Annotated in this window: 19 protein-coding genes, 1 other RNA gene and 2 pseudogenes; 10 read left to right on the top strand and 12 right to left on the bottom strand. The window is 56.8% G+C overall.

Translation table 11 applies throughout. The features are described 5' to 3' along the window. Position 1: 1 nt before the first annotated feature. From MED193_RS20850 to MED193_RS20865, 4 genes and pseudogenes are all read right to left on the bottom strand, one after another. Positions 2–1584 (bottom strand): annotated as a pseudogene (locus MED193_RS20850) (ABC transporter substrate-binding protein). A gap of 519 nt (positions 1585–2103) precedes the next feature. Next, on the bottom strand, positions 2104–2550 hold the full coding sequence (gene dtd / locus MED193_RS20855; RefSeq protein ID WP_009811762.1) for a D-aminoacyl-tRNA deacylase: 447 nt from the start codon (positions 2548–2550) through the stop codon (positions 2104–2106). A 49-nt stretch (positions 2551–2599) separates the two neighbouring features. Next, positions 2600–3286, bottom strand: a complete 687-nt coding sequence (locus MED193_RS20860) for a nitroreductase (RefSeq protein WP_039967145.1) — start codon at positions 3284–3286, stop codon at positions 2600–2602. 157 nt (positions 3287–3443) lie between these two features. After that, a complete protein-coding gene (locus tag MED193_RS20865; protein WP_254655512.1) occupies positions 3444–4574 on the bottom strand; it encodes a TFIIB-type zinc finger domain-containing protein in 1131 nt (376 codons plus the stop codon). Between the two features lie 233 nt (positions 4575–4807). Between MED193_RS20865 and MED193_RS20870 the strand changes: the two genes are divergently transcribed. Next, on the top strand, positions 4808–5173 hold the full coding sequence (locus MED193_RS20870) for a CZB domain-containing protein (protein ID WP_009811765.1): 366 nt from the start codon (positions 4808–4810) through the stop codon (positions 5171–5173). An 80-nt stretch (positions 5174–5253) separates the two neighbouring features. Here MED193_RS20870 and MED193_RS20875 read toward each other — a convergent pair whose 3' ends face one another. The 5 genes from MED193_RS20875 to MED193_RS20895 form a co-directional block, all read right to left on the bottom strand. Beyond that, positions 5254–6411: an SPFH domain-containing protein gene (locus MED193_RS20875; RefSeq protein WP_009811766.1), complete on the bottom strand. Its 1158-nt coding sequence runs from the start codon at positions 6409–6411 to the stop codon at positions 5254–5256. 55 nt (positions 6412–6466) lie between these two features. Continuing rightward, complete coding sequence (locus tag MED193_RS20880) at positions 6467–7375, bottom strand: DUF2927 domain-containing protein (protein ID WP_039967148.1); 909 nt, start codon at positions 7373–7375, stop codon at positions 6467–6469. Positions 7376–7426: 51 nt separating this feature from the next. Beyond that, positions 7427–8617 (bottom strand): toxic anion resistance protein, encoded by a 1191-nt coding sequence (locus MED193_RS20885; protein ID WP_009811768.1) that lies wholly within the window; start codon positions 8615–8617, stop codon positions 7427–7429. Between the two features lie 38 nt (positions 8618–8655). Beyond that, positions 8656–9591 carry a 5-bromo-4-chloroindolyl phosphate hydrolysis family protein gene (locus tag MED193_RS20890; RefSeq protein WP_009811769.1) on the bottom strand — a complete coding sequence of 312 codons (936 nt, stop codon included), beginning with the start codon at positions 9589–9591 and terminating at the stop codon, positions 8656–8658. 173 nt (positions 9592–9764) lie between these two features. Beyond that, positions 9765–10949, bottom strand: coding sequence for a pseudouridine synthase (locus tag MED193_RS20895; protein ID WP_009811770.1), 1185 nt, complete (start codon positions 10947–10949; stop codon positions 9765–9767). 81 nt (positions 10950–11030) lie between these two features. On the opposite strand from MED193_RS20895, the gene MED193_RS20900 reads away from it, so the two are divergent. Both MED193_RS20900 and MED193_RS20905 read left to right on the top strand, forming a co-directional pair. Next, positions 11031–11477, top strand: coding sequence for a nucleoside deaminase (locus MED193_RS20900; RefSeq protein ID WP_009811771.1), 447 nt, complete (start codon positions 11031–11033; stop codon positions 11475–11477). A gap of 148 nt (positions 11478–11625) precedes the next feature. Further along, positions 11626–12249, top strand: a pseudogene (locus MED193_RS20905) (DNA-3-methyladenine glycosylase I). A gap of 165 nt (positions 12250–12414) precedes the next feature. Here MED193_RS20905 and MED193_RS20910 read toward each other — a convergent pair. Further along, the gene (locus MED193_RS20910; protein ID WP_009811774.1) at positions 12415–13113 is read right to left on the bottom strand and encodes a metal-dependent hydrolase; all 699 of its coding nucleotides are present in this window, start codon (positions 13111–13113) and stop codon (positions 12415–12417) included. Between the two features lie 242 nt (positions 13114–13355). Here MED193_RS20910 and gatC point away from each other — a divergent pair, with 242 nt between their 5' ends. The 7 genes from gatC to MED193_RS20940 all read left to right on the top strand — a co-directional run bounded on the left by gatC (position 13356) and on the right by MED193_RS20940 (position 18323). Then, a complete protein-coding gene (gatC, locus tag MED193_RS20915; protein ID WP_039967150.1) occupies positions 13356–13643 on the top strand; it encodes an Asp-tRNA(Asn)/Glu-tRNA(Gln) amidotransferase subunit GatC in 288 nt (95 codons plus the stop codon). A 3-nt stretch (positions 13644–13646) separates the two neighbouring features. Beyond that, on the top strand, positions 13647–15134 hold the full coding sequence (gene gatA, locus MED193_RS20920; RefSeq protein ID WP_009811777.1) for an Asp-tRNA(Asn)/Glu-tRNA(Gln) amidotransferase subunit GatA: 1488 nt from the start codon (positions 13647–13649) through the stop codon (positions 15132–15134). A gap of 39 nt (positions 15135–15173) precedes the next feature. After that, on the top strand, positions 15174–15959 hold the full coding sequence (locus MED193_RS20925) for a hypothetical protein (RefSeq protein WP_009811778.1): 786 nt from the start codon (positions 15174–15176) through the stop codon (positions 15957–15959). Then, the gene (locus MED193_RS20930; protein WP_009811779.1) at positions 15959–16702 is read left to right on the top strand and encodes an N-acetylmuramoyl-L-alanine amidase; all 744 of its coding nucleotides are present in this window, start codon (positions 15959–15961) and stop codon (positions 16700–16702) included. The genes MED193_RS20925 and MED193_RS20930 overlap by 1 nt, the downstream gene beginning before the upstream one ends. 96 nt (positions 16703–16798) lie before the next feature. Beyond that, positions 16799–17222, top strand: an RNA gene (gene rnpB / locus MED193_RS22440) — RNase P RNA component class A. A gap of 216 nt (positions 17223–17438) precedes the next feature. After that, entirely contained in the window at positions 17439–17606 is a 168-nt protein-coding gene (rpmG, locus tag MED193_RS20935; protein ID WP_008206879.1) for a 50S ribosomal protein L33, read from the top strand. A gap of 276 nt (positions 17607–17882) precedes the next feature. Further along, positions 17883–18323, top strand: coding sequence for a hypothetical protein (locus MED193_RS20940; protein ID WP_009811780.1), 441 nt, complete (start codon positions 17883–17885; stop codon positions 18321–18323). Positions 18324–18367: 44 nt separating this feature from the next. On the opposite strand, the gene MED193_RS20945 is transcribed toward MED193_RS20940, so the two are convergent. Beyond that, on the bottom strand, positions 18368–18982 hold the full coding sequence (locus MED193_RS20945) for a hypothetical protein (RefSeq protein WP_009811781.1): 615 nt from the start codon (positions 18980–18982) through the stop codon (positions 18368–18370). Beyond that, a complete protein-coding gene (locus tag MED193_RS20950; RefSeq protein WP_009811782.1) occupies positions 18979–20031 on the bottom strand; it encodes a GSCFA domain-containing protein in 1053 nt (350 codons plus the stop codon). Before MED193_RS20950 ends, MED193_RS20945 begins: the two co-directional genes overlap by 4 nt. Between the last annotated feature and the right edge of the window lie 87 nt (positions 20032–20118).

Raw genomic sequence — 20118 nt, forward strand, 5'->3', positions numbered from 1 at the left:
CTTATGCCTTCACCCACATTCTGAGAGGAGCGTAGCTGTTCATCAACGCAAAGCCTTTTGCGTTTTCGACCCAGCCATCCAGACGATCCGATGTCGCATCAACAAAATCGTTGAACATTGGGCAGATCAGGCCACCTTCGTCGCGCTGAATTTCACCCATGTCTGCATACATCTGGGTCCGCTTCGCTGTGTCGAGTTCGGCGCGGGCGGCCAGCAGCAGCTGGTCGAACTGCGCGTTGTTGAAACGGGTATCGTTCCAGTCAGCTGTGGATAGGTAGGCTGTGGTGTACATCTGGTCCTGTGTTGGACGGCCACCCCAGTAGCTGGTGCAGAAGGGTTGCTTGTTCCAAACTTCAGACCAGTAGCCGTCGTTAGGCTCACGCTTGACGTTCAGGTTGATGCCGGCAGAGGCACAGGACTGCTGGAACAGCGCCGAAGCATCTGGTGCGCCAGGGAAGGAGTTATCCGAGGTGCGCAGCAAAATTTCACCTTCATGGCCAGATTTCTTCAGTGATGCATCGCCTTTTCAGGGTCGTACTCACGCTGTTCAACGGCGGTGAACATTGGGTAAGAGGAGTTGATCGGGCTGTCGTTACCAATCGAGCCATAGCCGTTCAGAACCTTGTCGACCATTTCTTGGCGGTTGATGCCGTATTTCAGCGCCATCCGCACGTCTTTGTTGTCAAACGGCGCGGTGTTGGCGTGCATGATGAACACGTAGTGACCAGGACCGGAAGTCGAGTGCACAGTGATATTGGGCGCCCGGTCAACCAGCTTGGCGGTACGTGGGGGCACCCGGTCGATCAGATCCACCTGGCCGGACTGCAGGGCAGCAACACGGGCGGTGTTATCGTTGATCACGATCAGTTCGATGGTTTCGGCATGGCCGATATCGCCCCAGTAGTTGGGGTTCTTTTCAGCCACGATGCGCACACCCATATCAACATCTTTGATGATATAAGGGCCAGTACCGATTGCAGCAGCCGGATCATCCATGCCGCCGCCGGGCTGGATCACCAGGTGATAGTCCGCCATCAGGTAGGGAAGGTCAGCGTTCGGTGTTTCCAGCTCAATAGAGACAGTGTCGCCTTCGGTGGAAATGTTCTTGATGCCACGCATAATGCCAAGCGCACCGGATTTGGTGTCTTCGCCAGAGTGACGCTCAAGCGTCTTTGCGACATCTTCTGCAGTAACGGATTGGCCGTTGGAGAAGGTGATGCCCTTGCGGATTTTGAAGGTCCAGACCTTGGCATCTGCTGAAGCTTCATAGCTTTCGGCAACCTTGCCGTCCAGGCCCCCATCGTCGTTCAGTTCAACCAGGGCTTCGCCCCACAGGCGCACCAGCATTAGGGTGACCTGGTTGGTGGACAGTGCTGGATCCAGGCTGTCGGTGGTGCTGCCGCCCTGCAGGCCGATACGCATAGTACCACCTTTTTGTGGACCAGCGGCGCGCGCCTCGGTGGTCAGCAATGTGCCCGCTGCTGCGGCGCTGAAGCCCAGAGCTGCGGCTTTTGCCATGAAATCGCGGCGGCTCAGTTTGCCGACAACGGCATGGCGCGCCAGATAATGAAGGTGATCGTTCATCGATGTCTCCCAGTTTTAGTTCCTGCAGCTTGCAATCACGGTCTGCGATCTCGGCAGCTTATTTTTTGTATGATGCGCCAAGATTTGCGCATTTGTCGCGACCTCGCAAGCTTTAAAAACGACACGCCAGGTCTGACGAAACTTCTGCAAAGCCCCGAAATCCGATTGGTGTCGCCTTCTCAAGGTGTCATGCCGCATTTGTGAGGTAAACCGACATTTGCCCCCTATTTTTCCTAACTGATTACTTTTGGGGTTTTTGTGACGTCATGAGGAAATTTTTGTTTCTACAGCCGAGAGACGGATATTTTTGCTCTCAGAAATGAAGAGAATCCATGACCGTTATCCGATCATTCGGGGGAGAGTCGGCCGTTTGCGACATCAAGGTTTGTCTTGGCAATTTGCAGTGTGAACTCCAGCAGGGGCTGGATATGATCCAGGGGCCAACAAGAGCCAGAATGGCATCAGAGGGTAGGCCCTGGCGGGTAGAGAAAGACAGCAGATTAGGCGCAGGTGGCAGGGTCAGCGCTCAGCGCTGTCCATCCAGATGGTGACCGGCCCGTCATTCAGCAACCTGACCTGCATATCGGCGCCAAAGGATCCCCGTTGCACCACAAGGCCCTGAGCCTCTAACTGATCCGCAAAGTAAGTATAAAGCGCCTCCCCCTGGGCTGGAGGGGCGGCGGTTGAGAACCCTGGGCGATTGCCACGATGGGTGTCAGCGGCCAGGGTGAATTGGCTAATTACCAGGACCGCGCCAGAGGTGTCGCTGACCGAGCGGTTCATTTTGCCTGCCTCATCTTTGAAAATGCGCAGTTTAGCGATTTTCTTTACCAGATAGTCGGCCTGCGTTTGGTCATCTCCCTGCATGGCGCAGATCAACACCAGCAGGCCGGCTTTGATCTCACCGATGACCTGTTGGTCGACAGTGACCGAAGCTTCGGTAACTCGTTGAATAACCGCGCGCATGAGGAGTGCCTCTCGAAAAAATGGGGTTCGTATTGTTGGGGCGCCAGCACTAGCCGCGAAATTCGGTAAACTCCGGCAATGGAGCACGGCTGGTGCGAAATTTATTGGCGGGGTGGTCAGGATCGCCGTAACCAAAGGAAATGGCGCAGAGGATCTGACGATCTAACGGGATTTCCAGCATCTCGTGCAGCAAGGGCGCATAGGAGGCGACAGCAGCCTGCGGGATGGTTGCAACTCCAGCGGCTTGGGCCGCAAGGGTAAAGCCGGCCACAAATCCACCACAGTCCATGGCCCCATAGCCGCCAAGTTCCACAGGTGTAGACAAGATTGCACAATGGGGCGCGCCAAAGAGAGAGAAATTTTCCATCATCTGACGCTCTGATGCAGCGCGATCGCCCTTTTGTACGCCCACTGCCTGATAGAGCGCCCAACCGCATTTGCGGCGGCGAGTTTGGTACTCGTTCTCGTAAGAGGTTGGAAAAGCAAGGTCAGGGCTATGCCCCCCACTTGCTGCCGCGGCCTCCAGCGCGTGCCGCAGGCGATCGGTTTCATCGCCGCTGGTGATCGTAAGCTTCCAGGGCTGGGCATTGCACCACGAAGGCACTTTTTGTGCGCAGGTTAGTATTTCTTCGATGACCTCATTTGGCAGCCTGTCAGGCAAGAAGGCACGACAGCTATGACGCGCAGTGAACAGAGAGTGCAGTTCAGCCAGGGATGGGGTCTGGGGGTCGGTCATATCGGTGAATCCTATGAACAAAATCAGGTCGGTGAGCCGGAGGCGCGCAATTTGGCTACAGATCTGCATCCTCGGAACCTTAGCCTGTGAATGGGCCTTCTGCGCAGCCAGTCGATCTGAAACGCAAAGAGTGACGGAGAGGCACTTGAAAACACGTTTAGCTCTGGCCACCGAAATAGGCCGCAAGCCCCAGGGCCACCAATCCCAGCCCCACCGCCGCAGCAATCTTCCAGGCAGAGTAAGGCCGCTCCCCTTGGACACGCCCGCTTTGGCCGTTAACCACAAATCGGTAGGTCTTACCGCGATATTTGTAGGCAGCCAACCAGACCGGCAGCAGTACATGCTTAAAGGTGATGTCCGACAATTGAGTGTCGATCTGCGAAATGCGTTGGCGGTCTCCGCCAATGTCAAAGCGCACGTCCCGCTCGATCACTCGATCCATATGGGCCTGAGCCTCGCGAAACCCCTCTTCCAGGTCAATCGCATAGGCCTCGGCGCGAAAACCAGCAAGGAATTGGGGCTGATAGGGGGCTAACGCAGAGAGATCCCAGGGTTCCAGCGCATCAGTGTAACGCTTGGGAAGGCTCTTGGAGGCCAGCACCAGAACATCATCAAAGAAACGACGTACCCGCCCCGATACAGGGGTCCAGCGGATCTTGGCGACCCGACGGTTTTCAGACTTGCCGTCAACCATTACGGTTTCTGTGACGTAATAGGTGGTGCCCCGTGATCCAGAATAGCGGCTCTGGCTGTCGGCATCATAGGTCCAGAAGGGAACATAGATTCCTTCCATCGCGCGGCCCTTGCGGGCATAGGCCTGCAGCCCATTGGGGGCAAACCACAAGCGGCCGAGCCAGGCGCTCATGGCGTCATGGGCCGCGCGCTCTTCCAGTTGAAACGGCACCACGCCTTTGGGTTTGATGTGGCGGTTCTCACCCGTGTCAACCACCACAGGCGTCGCACAAAATGGGCATTCCAATGCGTGGGTCTCATTGGAGAACTCCACCTGTGCCGCACAGTTGGGGCAGCTCGAAACGCGGGTGACTTCCATCTCTGCCTCAGGCAGCTGATGCGACAGCGCAGCTTTGAAATCTAATTCCCGCAGGGCGCTGGCATGTTCTGACGTGTCGCGCAGAATCTGGCTGTGACCGCAATGGCCACAGGTCAGACTCCCTGCTGCGGGATCAAAACGGTAGTCTGCACCACATTGCTCGCAGGGGAACCGGTTTGTTTCCTGCGGCGTATCTAAAGGTATCTGAGATCTGGAATCTGGGGCAGGGGGAGGAATATCAGTCACAAAATTTCCGAAATCTAGCTAAAGCGTTTGCCGGATTATAGCAGGCCATACTTAGGATGTCCTCTATGTTTAGGCGTGCCTGCACGAGAAAACCGAAGGGGCAATCGCAGCGCATTTTATGAATTTTTGGTCTCCGCGTTGACGATTGTGGTCCTAAAGAAAAACGGTCTTTTAGGGTTTTGGCATCACTATCTGAGCGTCAACACTACCTGGAGTTTTTGTTAATGTCCGACGACGGTTTTCGTGAAGAGATCACAGAGGCAATTCGTGCGCATGGTGCTTGGAAGCATCGGCTTCGGTCTGCCGCGATGAAAAATGAGACTGATTTGCCCGTTCAAGACATCTGCCGCGATGACAGATGCCGATTTGGCAAATGGTTGGCGGGCGTTGCCCCGACTGAGCGCAGCCGGGCTCGGCTAGAGACCGTCAAGGCCCTGCACAGCGATTTTCATAAGAATGCGGGTATGATCGCCCAGAAAATCGCCGATGGAAACACCGCCGTGGCAATTGCCGCACTGGACAGCGAAATTTATAATGCCAAGAGTCAGCAGCTGACAGCTGCGCTTATGGAGTGGAAAGCGCAGGGCTGAGGAGGTCGCCCTTCTCATTCAGGCAACGTTCGTGGGAAGCATTCTGAATGAACGCTTCCCTTTCTCTTTGGCCTAGGGCGTTAAGGCGCCGGCGGCGGCGGCGGTGGCAGCACGGTGAAAAGCTGTGCCAGTTCAGCGACGTCACCCGCCCGCATCCAGCCATCTTGGCCAGGTGTCCAGACATGGGTATCACGGCTTAGGCTACCTTCCTGTGCCATGCGCCCTAGGCGTGCCTTGGAAAAGGGGCCAGAGGTGGTGCCATTTTCAGCGGTGTGCCAGACATGCTCTACTGGTGGAGGTGGCGGTGCCACGGGTGCCGCTTGCGGTGCCGCTTCGGGAACAGGGCGGGCGCCCCAGGGCCCGGCGTTCTGTGCTGCTGTCTGAGGCTGCATCTGCTGCCCCATCTGCTGGGCCATGGCCATTCCCATCCCCATGCCAAGACCTGCCCCCATGCCACTGTTGGGGGTTTGGGCTGCTGCGCCCATGGCTTCGGCGGCGGCAAATTGGGTGTAACGTCCCAGATCACCAACGATGCCCATCTGGGTTCTTTTGTCCATGGCCTGCTCTACAGCCGGGGGCAGCGAAATATTCTCGATATAGAGCTCAGGGATCGACAGCCCGTATTCAGCGAGAGTTGGGGCAATCTCGGTGGCGACCAATTTTCCCAGATCTGCGGTATTGGCGGCCATATCCAAGACTGGAATGCCTGATCCTGCCACCGCGCGGGAGAATTCCTGCACGATGATATTGCGGATCTGAAAAGAAATCTCATCCATGGTGAATTCACCATCGGTTCCGACGATTTCGGTAAGGAAACGCGCGGGATCCACAACCCTGATCGTATAGCGGCCAAAGGCCCGCAGGCGCACAGGGCCAAATTCAGGATCCCGGCAGATGATTGGGTTTTTGGTCCCCCATTTTAGGTTGGCAAATCGGGTAGTGTCGACAAAATAGATTTCAGACTTGAAGGGAGACTGAAAACCATGATCCCAATGTTGCAGGGTTGTCATTACCGGCATGTTGTTGGTTTCAAGCATATAGAGCCCAGGCGTGAAGACATCCGCCAGTTGGCCCTCATGTACAAAAACTGCAGCCTGACCTTCGCGCACCGTCAGTTTGGCGCCGTATTTGATCTCATGGGCCTCGCGTTCAAACCGCCAGACCATGGTATCGCGGCTGTCATCGGTCCAGTGAATGACATCGATGAATTCGCCTTTGAGAAAGTCAAATATTCCCATGTTTCTGGTCCTTTTCTCTTGTCGTCTAAATCGGAAAGTTAAAGCGGGTGCGCGTCTAAAGCTGCTGCCCCATCACGTCGCGTGCGATGATGCGAATGAGGGGCCTTGCTTCCTCTATCCCCATGCCGGTGCGCAGCCTGGGATCATAGAGCATCTTCAGGAGTAACTCGTCGTGGCTGGTCAGATAGGCAAATTCGTCATCGTCGTTAAAGATCGAAGGGCGCACCTTTGGGCTGTCATTCAGCAGGCCAAGCCCCTGGGCTACTTCTTCGTGGATGCAGCTGTCACGCACCAGATCGGGATGTTCTGCCCGAATAAGAGCCACGCCGCGTATATAGTCAAATGGAGCATCTGGCGGACCGCCTGCCAGTACAAAACAATAATGGCTGCGTGGCAGGTTGACGAAGAGCTGCAGGTCATTATCGCTGAGGTTTGGTAAGAGATCGCGTACTTTTTCCGCCACATAGGCGCGGTCATCTGCGCCAGCAAAGATCACATGAAAGTTGCCCTGTCTGGCGGAGGTTGAGATAGTATGCCCCGTAACGCGCGAGAGCCGGGAACCATAGGCGCTTAGCACATCCAGATCGCGCTGGCGCTGGGAGGGAGGCACTGAGGGGCCAAAGTCCGCGACCAGTTTGACTGGCCCGGACCAACGGCTCAAACCGCCCGTCAGCCCGCTGCCGCTGCGACCAGCATATTCGTTGTAAAAGGCGATCTCTTCAAAATGCTCTGCCAGATCATCGGCGTCAAAAGGCGTTTCCGGCCCCCCACCGTCTGTGCGCAACAGACCTCGGGTCAACAAATCCTGTTGGAGCACCCGAAAATAGTTTCGCAGTTCGGCGCTTTCGACCGAGGGGGGCTGATAAGAGGCAGGGAGCGCCGCGGGACGTTGCTCGGGGACCAAGGATGTGCCGGGGCTACTCGGTAGGCAGCCAGTTAGGGCGGCCCCGGCAAGGGCCGCCATCATCAGCGGCGCGATGGCCCGCAATCCTGCCTGTGCCGCCCCTTGCATCATTCAGCCGGGAACTGCGGTGCCGGCATTGTCGCCAACGCCATCTTTGCGCGCCTTTGCTGCGGCCAAGGTGTCGCGCAATTCGGCTTCCATCTTCTTCAGCTCTTCCTCGGCAGCAGCGCGACGTGCCTTGCCCTCATCGGCAATCTGCAGGCTTTCCTGGATCGTGCCAACCAGATCAGCATTGGCCTGTTTAACGGCCTCAATATCAAACACGCCGCGCTCCATTTCTTCGCGGATCATTTTATTGCTTTGGCGCAGGTTGGCCGCATTCGAGGTCAGAAGCTCATTGGTGAGGTCATTGGCCGAGCTTACGGCCTTTGCGGCCTCGGCAGAGCGTTGAATGGTTACGGCCTGGGCCAGTTGGGTCTCCCAAAGTGGGACTGTATTGACCAGGGTCGAATTGATTTTGGTGACCAGGCTCTTGTCATTTTCCTGCACCAAACGGATCGACGGGAGCGACTGCATGGTTACCTGTCGGGTGAGTTTGAGATCATGCACTCGGCGTTCCAGATCATCGCGCGCCGCGCGCAGATCGCGCAGCTCCTGCGCCTTCATGACCTGATCCCCCTCAGGCGCAGCGGCAACAGCCGCGTCAAGAGCTGGGATGTCATTGGCATCCAGATCGGCCAGCTTGGCCTCACCTGCCGCAATATAGAGCGCCAGTTCGTCGTAGAAGTTCAGAGTTTTCTCGTAGAGCAAATCAAGCGATTTGATGTCTTTCAGTAGGGTATGCTCATGGCCCAGCAAATCATCGGTGATCTTGTCGATCTGGCTTTGGATGGTTTCAAATCTAGCCGTGAATTTGGCAAAAGGGGCCGCGCGCCCCAGCAGGCGCTCCCAGAAAGTGGGCTTGCGCCTTACGTCCAGCTCTGAGACTGAAAAGCCGCGAATGGTGGTGACGATGCCACGCAGCGAATCTCCCGCTGGGCCCACATCCTTGTTGCGCACATCGGCGAGCATCGCCTGGCTGATGGTCTGCAGCTCAGCCTGGGCACCAGAGCCAAAGCGGATAATCGAATTGCTGTCACCCATGTCGATCTCACCGATACGTGTGGTGATCTCTGCGCTGACCTCGGGTGTGGCGGCCTCCAGCGGCTGAACTTCTTCGACAGGTTCTGGCAGGGTATTTGCGGCAACTGCCATGACCTGAGCTTCGGCTTCGGCGGCTTGTTTTTGAATGGTCTCTGACATTTAAGGTTCCTTGCTAAAGAGGCAAAAGGGCAAATAGGCTAGCTGCGATCCAGGTGGACGCCTTCGCGCTGCAGACGGTCGCGCAGCACGTCGATTTCAACAGTGAGGTCACTGCGATCCTCGATCAGCAGTTTGCGGGTGCGGGCGGCAAAGTTGTTCTCCAGGTCACTCAGGAGGGACAGGTAGTCCAGCCGTGCAGTTGCATCACCACTGCGGCTATAGATATCTGCAAATTTCACGGTCGCGTCCTTTGCTCCCTGCAAATAGACCGTCAGGTATTTACGGGCAGCGGTCAGATCGCGCGGGTCTTCTTCGACTGTGCGAAACAATTCACGGGCGACAGCTTGAAACTGTTCGACACGTTCTTCCACCTCGCGATCGCGCGCGCGCAGGGCCGCATCGGTCATGGCGTCCAGGCTGAACTCCGCTTCCTCTACGGCGCGGGCAACCCGGTTTTGCTGAAAATCGTCTATTCCTTCAGTGCCCTTGTCCTGTAAGGGATCGAGACCAAAGGCCGCAAGGTGTAAGCCGCAGGTGGCAAACCCATAGAGCAGGGCGGTTAAAATATTTGGCTCCGCCTTGAGGGTGGCAAGGGTCGCACCAATGCCGACCAAGAAAGCTGCAAGAATCTTGCGCGGCAGGGCGGGTTTGCGCGCGACGCGGCGCTCCTCAAAGGCGGCGGTTGCGCGCAGGCCCTCGCGCAGTAGATAGGCAGCCCCCGTCCAGATCCCGGCAGCGATCATTCCCAGCGCCATGCCGGTGGCCTGATCCGTAACCGAGAGCAAGAGCAAAAGCCCGCCAGGCACAAACATCAGATTTGAGCGTACTCCGACGGGATCAACCTTTGCATTTCTGCTGGCAGCGTGCGCGCGAGGCGTCTGGGCTGATCCCGTATCGGTATCAGGCTGAGAAGCCGAGGCCGAGGCACCCGATTTGCCACGCGGGCTGAATTTTCCACCAAACTGTTTTGCCATGTCCTCAGCCTCCCACGATCCAGCCGGTACTGAGACCGAACATCAGGATTAACAAAGCGACAAAGGCAATTTTCTGCACGCGGGGTCCCCTCGCAAAGGAAAGCTATCTCAAGTTACTAAGAAGCTAAGGGATGCGAGGGCCACTTGCTAGGGGGAAGTCTTCTGGAACTTCCTCAGCGGCGAGGATTTTTCCCCATTGGGCGCGCTTTTGAGCTGGCGCCGCGCGGTCCGGGTTTCCCATTGCGAGACGCGGCACCAGAACCACCCGGCTTGTCGTTAAAACTGCCTGCGGATCTCGTGCCGGGCTTGCCGGAAGGTTTTCCACCTGGTTTGCCGGACGATTTTCCAGTTGGTCGACCTGTTGATTCATCAGCGGGTCTGCCCGTTGGCTTGCCCTTTGGTTTCCCGAAGGTCATGCCGCCTGATTTCGGAGCCGTTTTGGAACCGGGTTTGCCACTAGGTTTTTGCCCCGGTTTCGCCCCCGGACGTCCGCGTGTTGGGCGTGCGGCAGGTGTTTCTTCCATATCCTCAGCCTCGAGCCCCAATTGATCCCGCACAACGCGCGGGCGCAGCTCCTCCACTTCGCCGAGCTTTAGCGAACCCAGCTGGAACGGTCCATAGGACAGGCGCAGCAGGCGATTGACGTTAAAGCCGATATCTTCGAGCGCACGGCGGATCTCGCGGTTCTTGCCTTCACGCAGCCCGATGGTCAGCCAGGCATTGGCGCCCTGTTGACGATCCAGTGCCACGGTCATGGGTTGAAAACGTTCGCCTTCAATCACCATGCCTTTGCGCAATGGCTCGAAATCCTCGTCCTTGGGGCGGCCATTGATACGCACGCGGTAGCGCCGCAGCCAGCCGGTGGAGGGCAGCTCAAGGCGTCTTTTGATGCCCCCATCATTGGTCAGCAGCAGCAGGCCTTCGGAGTTCAAGTCGAGCCGCCCAACGGTCATTACCCGGGGCAGGTCCTCAGGCAGTTCGTCAAATATGGTGCGCCGACCTTTTTCGTCGCTGTTACTGGTCACCAACCCGGTAGGTTTGTTGTAAAGCCAGAGGCGAGGCGCCTCGGCCTGGGGCAGGGGCTTGCCATCAACGATGATGCGGTCACGCTCTGTCACGTTTAGGGCCGGGCTGTCGATTTTGGTGCCGTTCACTTTGACACGGCCCTCGGCGATCATGCGCTCAGCCTCGCGGCGCGAGGCAACGCCAGCCCGCGACAAAACCTTGGCGATGCGATCCCCTGCGGGGGCGCTGTCGCCTTTGGATGGTGCGTCGGGCGCCGGTTTGGCGGCCGATTTGGCGGAGGCACGGGCCGAGGTGGGGGCCTTGCCTTTGGGGGATCCGGGTGCTTTGCTCATAGATCTGGGACATAGAGCATTCCTGTGGCTTGCGAAAGCTCCCATTGCGGGGCAGGAAAGGCCTAGGAGGACAAAGCCGCTATGTTCAAATCACATATGGATGCTGCCCTGGAACAGGCCCGTGCGGCGGCGCAGCGGGGCGAGGTGCCGGTGGGCGCGGTTCTGGTTGCACCCGATGGGCGTATAGCGGCACAGGCGGGCAATCGCACTCGTGAGCTCTCCGATCCCACGGCTCATGCCGAAATTTTGGTCCTTCGCGAGGCCTGTGCAGCGGGAAAGACTGAGCGTTTGCAGGGGTTTGATCTCTATGTGACGCTTGAGCCCTGTGCCATGTGTGCCGCGGCGATCGCCGCGGCTCGGCTTCGCCGTGTCTACTACGGTGCTTCTGATCCCAAATCTGGCGGGGTCGCCCACGGTGCCTGCGTTTTTTCGCATCCCCAGGCGCATCACACGCCAGAGATCTATGAGGGGATCGGGGAGGTGGAAGCGGCCGAGCTGCTGCGGGCGTTTTTCTCTCATCTCCGCTAGTTTCTTTTGGGTTTTCAAAGTGCTCTTTTTACATGTTGTGGATCGTATCTGGGGGGGGAGGGGCCGCCTGAGTTCAGTCAGCGCTGCTTTGCAAGTTGGGCAACCAAGGCTAAGAAGAAGGGCACTTTCGTAAAAGAGGAGGCGAGCAGTGAGCAAAGTGATCAATGGTAAGGATGGCCAGCCCCGCTGTGCCTGGAGCGCTTCTGCACCAGAGTTTGACGTCTATCATGACGATGAGTGGGGCTATCCTGTGGGCGACGATGTGCGTCTCTTTGAAAAGGTCTGCCTTGAAAGTTTTCAGTCAGGTCTGAGCTGGCGTACAATTTTGGTAAAGCGTGAGAACTTTCGGACCGCATTTTGTGGGTTTGATTGGAACCGGGTTGCGGAATTTGGCGAGGCCGATGTGGCCCGCCTATTGCAGGACGAGGGCATCATTCGCCATCGTGGTAAGATCGAAGCTACCATCAATAATGCGCGCCGCGCACAGTAAATGGTCGCAGAATTTGGTTCACTGGCCGCGTTTTTCTGGAGCTATGAGCCGGACCCGAGCACGCGGCCTGTCCCGCAGAGCCAGACCACCAGTGCCGAATCCGTGGCGCTCTCCAAGGCTTTGAAGAAGCGCGGATGGAAATTTGTCGGCCCCACCACAGTCTTTGCTTTTATGCAGGCAATGGGATTGATCAATGACCATGCGGTTGGATGTTTCTGCCGAGAGCGGGCTGAAACCGCGCGCTCCCAGTTTAAGGTTCCGTCGTCAAGGTCAGAGGCTTGACGCCACTGCGCCGGGCCAAAGGCCCGGCGCGACGCCCAACGGGAGCGGCTCTGCAACGCAGATCCAGCGACGGGCGGGAGCCCCGCCCTGCCTTGTTTCACATGCCTTGTTCCGCCTGCCTTATTCCGCCGGTGTTGCTCCGGGGGTGACCTGTGTCAGATCGCATCAGTTCCAGATCTCGATGGCCTGCATAACCTGTGGTTCAATCACCTCAACATCTGGCAGCGCCTTGATCAAATACTCGGCCGTTTGTTCAAGGATTGGAAAAGACTTGTAGTGGCAGGGGATTAGGGCCTTGAAGTTGAAGTAGCGCTTGGCCGCATAGGCGGTTTGCTTCATATCCATGGTGAAGTGCCCCCCAGCGCTGATGATGCCAACCTGGGGCTGAAAATAGTCGCCCATCCAGTCCATATCCGCCATCATACCAGTATCGCCGGAAATATAGACCGTCTTGCCTTCACTCATCAGCATATAGCCCACCTCCGATCCGCTGGCGCGCAGCCCGTCCTCAGTCGTGAAGGTCGAGCTATGTGACGCGGGCACCATGGCGAGCCTTGGCCCACCCAGATCAACCGTTCCGCCCTTGTTGAACCCGATTGTGCTGATCTCTTCGCTCTCGCCCCAGTAGCCCATCAGATCATATTGACCAACCACGGGAATATTGCGGGCTTTGGCCAGCGGCAACACATCAACAACATGGTCAAAATGAGTATGGGTCAGGATAATATGGGTCGCGCCCTCAAGGGCTGCTTCGTGTTGATCCTCACTCAGGGTCGGATTGCCCGTAAGCCAGGGGTCTACCAGCAGCACCTTGTTCTCCGTCTCAATACGAAAGCTGCCATGACCCAACCAGATGATTTTCATAATCTTCACTCCCTTTATTGCAATTCTCAGTTCTGGCGCAGCCTATCAGCGCCGCTGCGATTTGACAGGTTACAACATCAATTTGTTCGGGTTTGGCTGCGGCTGAAATGCTGGGTGGTCTGCCTTCCCTGTATTTGAAACACCCAACCGCTTGGGCAAATCCGGCAGAAACACCCGCCACAGGCTTGCAGCTAGGCCGCCACCCCGGTAAATGCCAGATTGAACACGAGATGAGGGTTTCCATGTCGATTGACCAAAATACCGCCTCCAAAGTGGCCAAACTGGCCCGGATCAAGGTTGAAGACGAGGCGCTGCCAGGCCTGGCCGCCGAATTCAACACCATCCTGGACTTCATCGAGCAGCTGAATGAAGTGGATGTCGAAGGGGTCGATCCCATGACTTCGGTCACCCCGCAGCGGCTCAAACGGCGCGACGATGTGGTCACGGATGGCAATCAGGCGGATAAGGTCCTGTCCAATGCCCCTGACGCCCGCGAAGGCTTTTTTGCCGTCCCCAAAGTGATGGAGTAAGAGATGAGCGATCTGAATAAACTGGGCCTGGCAGAGGCCCGTGATGCGCTCCGCAAGGGGGACACAACCTCCGTTGAGCTGACCGAGGCCTGCCTAAGCGCCATCGACAAGGCTGATGTGCTCAATGCCTTTGTGCATAAAACGCCGGAAATCGCGCTGGAACGCGCAGCCGCAGCAGATGCGCGGCTAAAGCAGGGCGATGCCCCAGCCATGTGTGGGCTGCCCATTGGGATCAAGGATCTTTTCTGTACCAAGGGGGTGGCCAGTCAGGCGGCTTCCAAGATTCTCGAGGGTTTTGTACCTGAGTATGAATCCACAGTTTCGCAGCAGCTGGCCGATAATGGCGCGGTGATGCTGGGCAAGCTGAACATGGATGAATTTGCCATGGGCTCGTCAAACGAGACCTCGACATATGGCAATGCGGTCAGTCCTTGGCGCCGTGGCAATGATGATGCTGCGCTGACGCCAGGTGGCTCTTCCGGTGGTTCCGCCGCCGCCGTGGCCGCTGACCTTTGTCTCGCAGCAACCGGTACAGATACTGGTGGCTCGATCCGCCAGCCTGCTGCCTTTACTGGCACCGTTGGCATCAAACCTACCTATGGACGCTGCTCGCGCTGGGGCGTTGTTGCCTTTGCCTCCTCGCTGGATCAGGCTGGGCCGATGACCAAATCGGTGCGTGATGCTGCCATCATGCTGGAGGCCATGTCGGGCCATGACCCCAAGGACAGCACCAGCGCCGATCTGGCGGTGCCAAATTTTGAGGCCATGTTGACCGGCGATATTCGCGGCAAAAAGATTGGTATCCCCAAGGAATACCATATGGAGGGAATGCCCGCCGAGATCGAAAAGCTTTGGTCTGAAGGCACCGCGATGCTGAAAGCTGCGGGTGCTCAGATCGTTGACATCTCACTGCCACATACCAAATACGCTCTGCCGGCCTACTATGTGATTGCGCCAGCCGAGGCCTCCTCGAACTTGGCGCGCTATGATGGTGTGCGCTACGGCAACCGCGCCACGCTGGAAGCAGGAGATGGCATCACAGAGATGTATGAAAAGACCCGTGCGCAGGGCTTTGGCGATGAGGTCAAGCGCCGTGTCATGGTTGGCACCTATGTCCTGTCTGCTGGCTTTTACGATGCATATTACAACCGGGCCCGCCGGGTGCGTAGCCTGATCAAACAGGACTTTGAAAACGTCTTTGCTGCGGGGATTGATGCTATCCTCACTCCTGCGACGCCCTCGGCGGCCTTCGGTCTGGGCGAGATGTCGGATGCGGATCCGGTTGCAATGTATCTCTTGGACGTCTTTACCGTCACGGTGAACCTGGCAGGGCTGCCAGGGATTGCCTTGCCTGCCGGTGTCGACAGCCAGGGATTGCCGCTTGGACTGCAGCTGATTGGTCGCCCCTGGGAAGAAGGGGATCTGCTTAATACCGCCTATGCCCTGGAGCAATCCACAGGATTTGTGGCAAAGCCTGGCAAATGGTGGTAAGGATCTTTTCAAAGAAGAGCAGATAAACAGGTAGTTCTCATGCGTGTCGTAGTTACACTTGCTGCCATCGGCAGTGTTCTTTCCCTTGCAGCATGTAGCCCTCCGGTACCAGATAGTGCAGCCGGGGTCGGCCTGGATGGCGACCCCTTTGCCGCACCACCCGCGGTGGGGACCACTATCACGGGGGACCCGCTGGTCCCCCCCTCTCGGATCTCCAGCGAAAACCTGCCTTTGACAAATGATCCCTTGCCTCAGGCGCCCCGCAGTGCGGGGAGCAGCAGTACAGCTTCGAGCTACGGCACGGCCAGGACATCTGAGGATATCGCGGCTGAGACCCAGGCCGCCCTTCGGGCCGCAGGGGCCAACTCTGGCCAGACCCCGGTTGAGGCCAGCCCTTCAAACCCGGCTCCGGCTCTGATTGGTAATCCCGGCATTTCGGATGAAAATAATTTCGATGCTGTGGCCGCACGCCAAACCATCGAAAGCGATGCTCAGCGTCTGGCCAATCAACGCTCGCAGTATCAACAGGTTGCTCCCACCGCCTTGCCAAGCCAAACCAGCAGCCGTGACCCCAATATCGTCCAATATGCCCTGAGCACCTCGCATCCGGTTGGCACCAAGATCCATAGCCGTGCCGGGATCAATCTCCGCTCCCGTTCAGCGCGCAATTGCGCTGGGTTCCAATCGTCCGAGCAGGCTCAGATTGCTTTTTTGGCAGCTGGTGGACCTCAACGCGATCGACAGGCGCTGGACCCAGATGGGGACGGCTATGCTTGCGGTTGGGATCCTAGCCCCTATCGCTTGGCAGTGCGCAGCAATTCCTGATGTCGCAAGGACAGGCCGGACAGCAGGGGACAAAAGGCGGCAGGCCTGATACTGACGCGCCACTGGATGCTATCTGGAGCCCGAGTCCCAACCAGAGCGCGCGACGAGACGGTTTGCGCCCCAGTATGGTTGTGCTGCATTACACCGCTATGCAAGGCGCCGAAGCGGCCCTTGCCCGCCTGTGCGATCCTGCCGCTGAAGTCTCGGCGCATTACCTGATAGGCCGTGACGGGCGGCTTTGGCAGATGGTGCCTGAAAGTCAACGTGCCTGGCATGCAGGTGCCGGGGAATGGCGCGGGCAGGGGGACATCAATTCACGTTCAATTGGGATCGAGCTGGACAATACCGGTGGGCATCCTTTCAGCGAACCACAAATGGCGGTACTGGAGGTGCTGCTTGCCCAAATCTTGAGGCGCTGGTCGATTTTACCTGAGGCGGTGATTGGACATTCAGACATGGCCCCTGGAAGAAAATGCGACCCAGGCCCCCGTTTTGATTGGGCGCGGCTCGCAGGGCTTGGTTTGGCGCGGGCAGTTCCTGCGGTCTCTGGTTCGTCTCTGCAGGAATCTGATGCCGAGCTTGAAGATCTGTTTTGCCGCTATGCGCGGGATCTGGGGTACACGGCAGCTGTCGATACAGCGACCTTGTTGGCTGCCGTTCGGCTGAGATATCGTCCCTGGGCTGCGGGCCCCTTGGTTGCAGAGGACCTGATCCCTTTGGCACAGTCTGACCTCTGGCTGTGAGTTTTCCGGAGTGGATTGGCCGAAGGGCAGGGGGAGTAGTGCCCCAAGTTGCTTCTACCTTGACGCGGGTTGCCAGGAGCATTAGTCGGGCAGGGCGCAGAAGGCTGGACGACCGCGCTAAGGGCTTGCCCCTTGCGAGGAAAGTCCGGACTCCCTAAAGCAACGGTGCCGGGTAACGCCCGGGCGGGGTAACTCGACGGATAGCGCCACAGAAACAAACCGCCATGCCGCGGGGGCCTTCGGGCAACCGTATCCGGTTTGGTAAGGGTGAAACGGTGGGGTAAGAGCCCACCGCGCCGCTGGCAACAGGGGTGGCAAGGCAAGCCCCACCGGGAGCAATGCCAAATAGGGTCCCCGTGTGGGAGAGAGCGGCGTTGGCCGATCTCGCCACTAGGCTTGCTTTAGCCGAGAGGGACCGGGTTGGCAGCTAGAGGTGCATAGCAATATGTACCGCAGAGGAATGGTCGTCTAAGGAGCGAAAGCTCTGGGACAAAATCCGGCTTACAGGCCTTCTGCGCATGTCCCTGTAAGGAGTTTCCTGGGTTAAGAGCCTGGCTCAGGCCTGCCGTATCTCAGGTCCTGAGGCGGCCAGAAGGCCGAAAGCAGGGCAGGAAGTTAAAATACCAAGGTAAAGCTGCCGGAATCCTATTGACTTGGGAGCTGGGCAGGGTACAAGCCACGCTCGTATAGGAATTTACCGAGAGGCCCCTGCCTTTTCGGACGCAGGAGAAGCAAAATGGCGAAGCCCACCACAATCAAGATCCGCCTGAACTCGACCGCGGGCACCGGCCACTTCTACGTGACCAAAAAGAATGCACGCACCATGACCGAGAAAATGGTTATCCGTAAGTATGACCCGGTTGTGCGTAAGCACGTCGAGTACAAAGAAGGCAAAATCAAGTAAACCTTCCTTGTTCTTAGAACGGTTTCAAGGGTCACGCAGGGCGTGGCCCTTTTGCGTTTTTGGGTTTGGACGCGATCTCGCCGTCAAGTATTGATCCGTTTCTGGACCTGAAGGGCTGATGTTCGTTTGCTCCGGCGTTTGTTTGCCTTTGCTGGGCCGTTAAAACTCGATTTTAATGAGCTGAAAAAGCAAAATATTATCAAAATCGTAAGACCATATTTCGCCCCATTCTCCGTTTATCTCCTTGCCGTGGATTGGTGAGAATTGGGTGTTGTTATGATTAAGAGTATGATGTTTAGCGCCGTAATAATTTTTGCGGCTGGTCCGGGGTCTGTACCAGTTTCGGCAAAATCGGTGCCTTTGCCAAGCCAAGTCGTCTCTGCGCCGTTAGAGGAGGGGGAGCCTCAGGGTTCCACTGTCGCCCATGCACCGCAGACTCTTTTGGAGAGTACCCAGATAGAGCCCGGCAGCCAAAAGCGGGTTGTGCAGGTGTTGGGACGCTCTTTGTCGTTGTCTTTGATGCGGGCGGAGCGCATGGGCTTGGCGGTTCTCACCGTTCCAAAGCGCAGTGTTATTACCATCTTACCGGATCTGGAGCCCAATGCGTTTCGTAGCCTGGTCGCAGTGGAATCGGGCTGCCGCCCGGTCGGGCAGGTGCAGGTGGTTGGCAGCAGAGGTGGAACTTTGGCGCTAGCAACCGGCCTGTCCTGTAGCTAAAGCAATCCCTAACGCCCAAGTCGGTTTCTGGCGCGGGTGGCCGCCTACGGGTCCTTGAGGATTTTGTCTACCTCGTTGAGGCATGTCGCCCCAAATAATTCATTTCCATGGCTGCCATCTTCCAAAAGGTACTTAGGATCCGTTTGTGCTTTTCTGTCGACCACGGTCTCTTCTGGCAGCCTAGCATAGGTGATGCCCTCCCCGATCCAGTCGTTCGCCCACTGGGTATCCGCTTTATGCGTTGAATAGCTCATGGCTTCGGCCTGGCCTGCCTTTGGAAAAGGTCGAGGCAGAATGATACAGGGCTTGTTGAGTTGCCGGACGAGTTCACTAGAAAGCCTCAGGGCATCATGCCGGGTAAGCAGATCGGTCTTCCAGGTGCGAAGCAAAGCTGAAGAATAGGCCTGATCGGGTTGTTGGGGCGTTGCGCTTCCGGTGAATACAAAGGCGTCAAATGTCGACAATTCGTCAGCGTACCACCCATTGAACTGCTTCGGCCTGGCATGGAAGAGTTTACCATCCCGAATGTCGACACCCTTCAGGCCGCCCCGGCCTTGGCCGCGAGCGATGAACTCATAGTGGGTCTTTCCCTGATACCTGTTTTGATTTGCTATTCGCAGACAAGCAACGTGGCTATTTCCTAGAACCAGAACTTTCACTTTCCAAATGCCTCAAGTAATTGTTCTTCGCAGACCTCATCCTCAGCGGATTTTGCTGAGGAACCGACAGGGTTTTGGGTGTCGAAGTAGTCTCCGAATTTTTCTACCAGGCATTTGAAAAACATGTCCATGACGAGGCCCACACCATGCGGGTTCACACTGCGCTGGTTGGGTTCAAAAAAGGACCCGCGATAAACGGGGCTATTGATGATTTCATAGGATGGGAAGTAATCGACGTAGCTTCGGTTCTTCGCCAGCTGATCTGCGACCGCTCTTAGAATGGATTTGGAAGCCATTGTTGCCACCAACACATGCTGGGCAGACTTGGTTGCGGTAAGCGGTACGGGAGAGACTGTGAGGATGAACTTGAGCTTTGGGTTGATGCTCTGCATCGCTTCCATTGATTGGGACAGGGCATTCAGGATTTGCTGAAAGTTTAAGTTTACGAATTTGTGGGACGTCTCATCGAAAGTTCCGGCAGCAGTGCCGGGGCACATTGGATATTCATAGTTTCGTTCTACGTTTACCCAGCTTTCAGTCAATCCCAGGGTGAACACGAAGAAATTGGCCTCTTCGATGGCGCTGCGAAAGCTGCTTATCGTCTGGCGTAGGGATTGCTGTGCCTCCTGCGCTGAGGCAAAGCCATTGGGCTCGACAGTGGGTCTGAACGGATCAAAAAAGCGTCCGTCTTTCTCCCATACCTCATCTGGGACTGGCTTTGCATCCAATGCCCAATCGGTCCACTGCTTGAGCAGCGTTGTCGTATAAATATTCCCAGTTCTGGCGGAGAAGATGTTGTAATTAAACTCTTTCTCAGAGTCCTCGCTCAAACCCCACGGAGGGGTTTCAGTGCTCAACCATTTAAAATCGCGTTTCTTTAGGGCTTTGCCAATGTGTTGCGCGAAGCAGGATCCAAAGGTTACAACTTTTTGCTCTTTTCCAATTTTGAATTTGGGGTCCCAGAGTTCAGAAATATCGTACATGCTTTTGTTGGCAACTGCGGTTTTCCAAAAAGACTTTTCTCCCAGACTCTCATAGGGGTTCTTCATCTAGTAATTCCTCTGTGTCTCTTGCTGTGCAGGGAAAACACTCGACTAGGTTGTCACAGGCATGCAGCAGAATCTTCTCAAAACCGA

Origin of the sequence: Roseobacter sp. MED193 (assembly GCF_000152965.1) — a bacterium.
Classification (GTDB): Bacteria; Pseudomonadota; Alphaproteobacteria; order Rhodobacterales; family Rhodobacteraceae; genus Pseudophaeobacter.

What these genes read in the sequence shown, in the direction of transcription:
- dtd (WP_009811762.1), bottom strand. Translation starts at nt 2,550, where the DNA reads ATGCGCGCGGTTATTCAACGAGTTACCGAAGCTTCGGTCACTGTCGAC.
- MED193_RS20860 (WP_039967145.1), bottom strand. Translation starts at nt 3,286, where the DNA reads ATGACCGACCCCCAGACCCCATCCCTGGCTGAACTGCACTCTCTGTTC.
- MED193_RS20870 (WP_009811765.1), top strand. Translation starts at nt 4,808, where the DNA reads ATGTCCGACGACGGTTTTCGTGAAGAGATCACAGAGGCAATTCGTGCG.
- MED193_RS20875 (WP_009811766.1), bottom strand. Translation starts at nt 6,411, where the DNA reads ATGGGAATATTTGACTTTCTCAAAGGCGAATTCATCGATGTCATTCAC.
- MED193_RS20880 (WP_039967148.1), bottom strand. Translation starts at nt 7,375, where the DNA reads ATGGCGGCCCTTGCCGGGGCCGCCCTAACTGGCTGCCTACCGAGTAGC.
- MED193_RS20885 (WP_009811768.1), bottom strand. Translation starts at nt 8,617, where the DNA reads ATGTCAGAGACCATTCAAAAACAAGCCGCCGAAGCCGAAGCTCAGGTC.
- MED193_RS20890 (WP_009811769.1), bottom strand. Translation starts at nt 9,591, where the DNA reads ATGGCAAAACAGTTTGGTGGAAAATTCAGCCCGCGTGGCAAATCGGGT.
- MED193_RS20895 (WP_009811770.1), bottom strand. Translation starts at nt 10,949, where the DNA reads ATGAGCAAAGCACCCGGATCCCCCAAAGGCAAGGCCCCCACCTCGGCC.
- MED193_RS20900 (WP_009811771.1), top strand. Translation starts at nt 11,031, where the DNA reads ATGTTCAAATCACATATGGATGCTGCCCTGGAACAGGCCCGTGCGGCG.
- MED193_RS20910 (WP_009811774.1), bottom strand. Translation starts at nt 13,113, where the DNA reads ATGAAAATCATCTGGTTGGGTCATGGCAGCTTTCGTATTGAGACGGAG.
- gatC (WP_039967150.1), top strand. Translation starts at nt 13,356, where the DNA reads ATGTCGATTGACCAAAATACCGCCTCCAAAGTGGCCAAACTGGCCCGG.
- gatA (WP_009811777.1), top strand. Translation starts at nt 13,647, where the DNA reads ATGAGCGATCTGAATAAACTGGGCCTGGCAGAGGCCCGTGATGCGCTC.
- MED193_RS20925 (WP_009811778.1), top strand. Translation starts at nt 15,174, where the DNA reads ATGCGTGTCGTAGTTACACTTGCTGCCATCGGCAGTGTTCTTTCCCTT.
- MED193_RS20930 (WP_009811779.1), top strand. Translation starts at nt 15,959, where the DNA reads ATGTCGCAAGGACAGGCCGGACAGCAGGGGACAAAAGGCGGCAGGCCT.
- rpmG (WP_008206879.1), top strand. Translation starts at nt 17,439, where the DNA reads ATGGCGAAGCCCACCACAATCAAGATCCGCCTGAACTCGACCGCGGGC.
- MED193_RS20940 (WP_009811780.1), top strand. Translation starts at nt 17,883, where the DNA reads ATGATTAAGAGTATGATGTTTAGCGCCGTAATAATTTTTGCGGCTGGT.
- MED193_RS20950 (WP_009811782.1), bottom strand. Translation starts at nt 20,031, where the DNA reads ATGAAGAACCCCTATGAGAGTCTGGGAGAAAAGTCTTTTTGGAAAACC.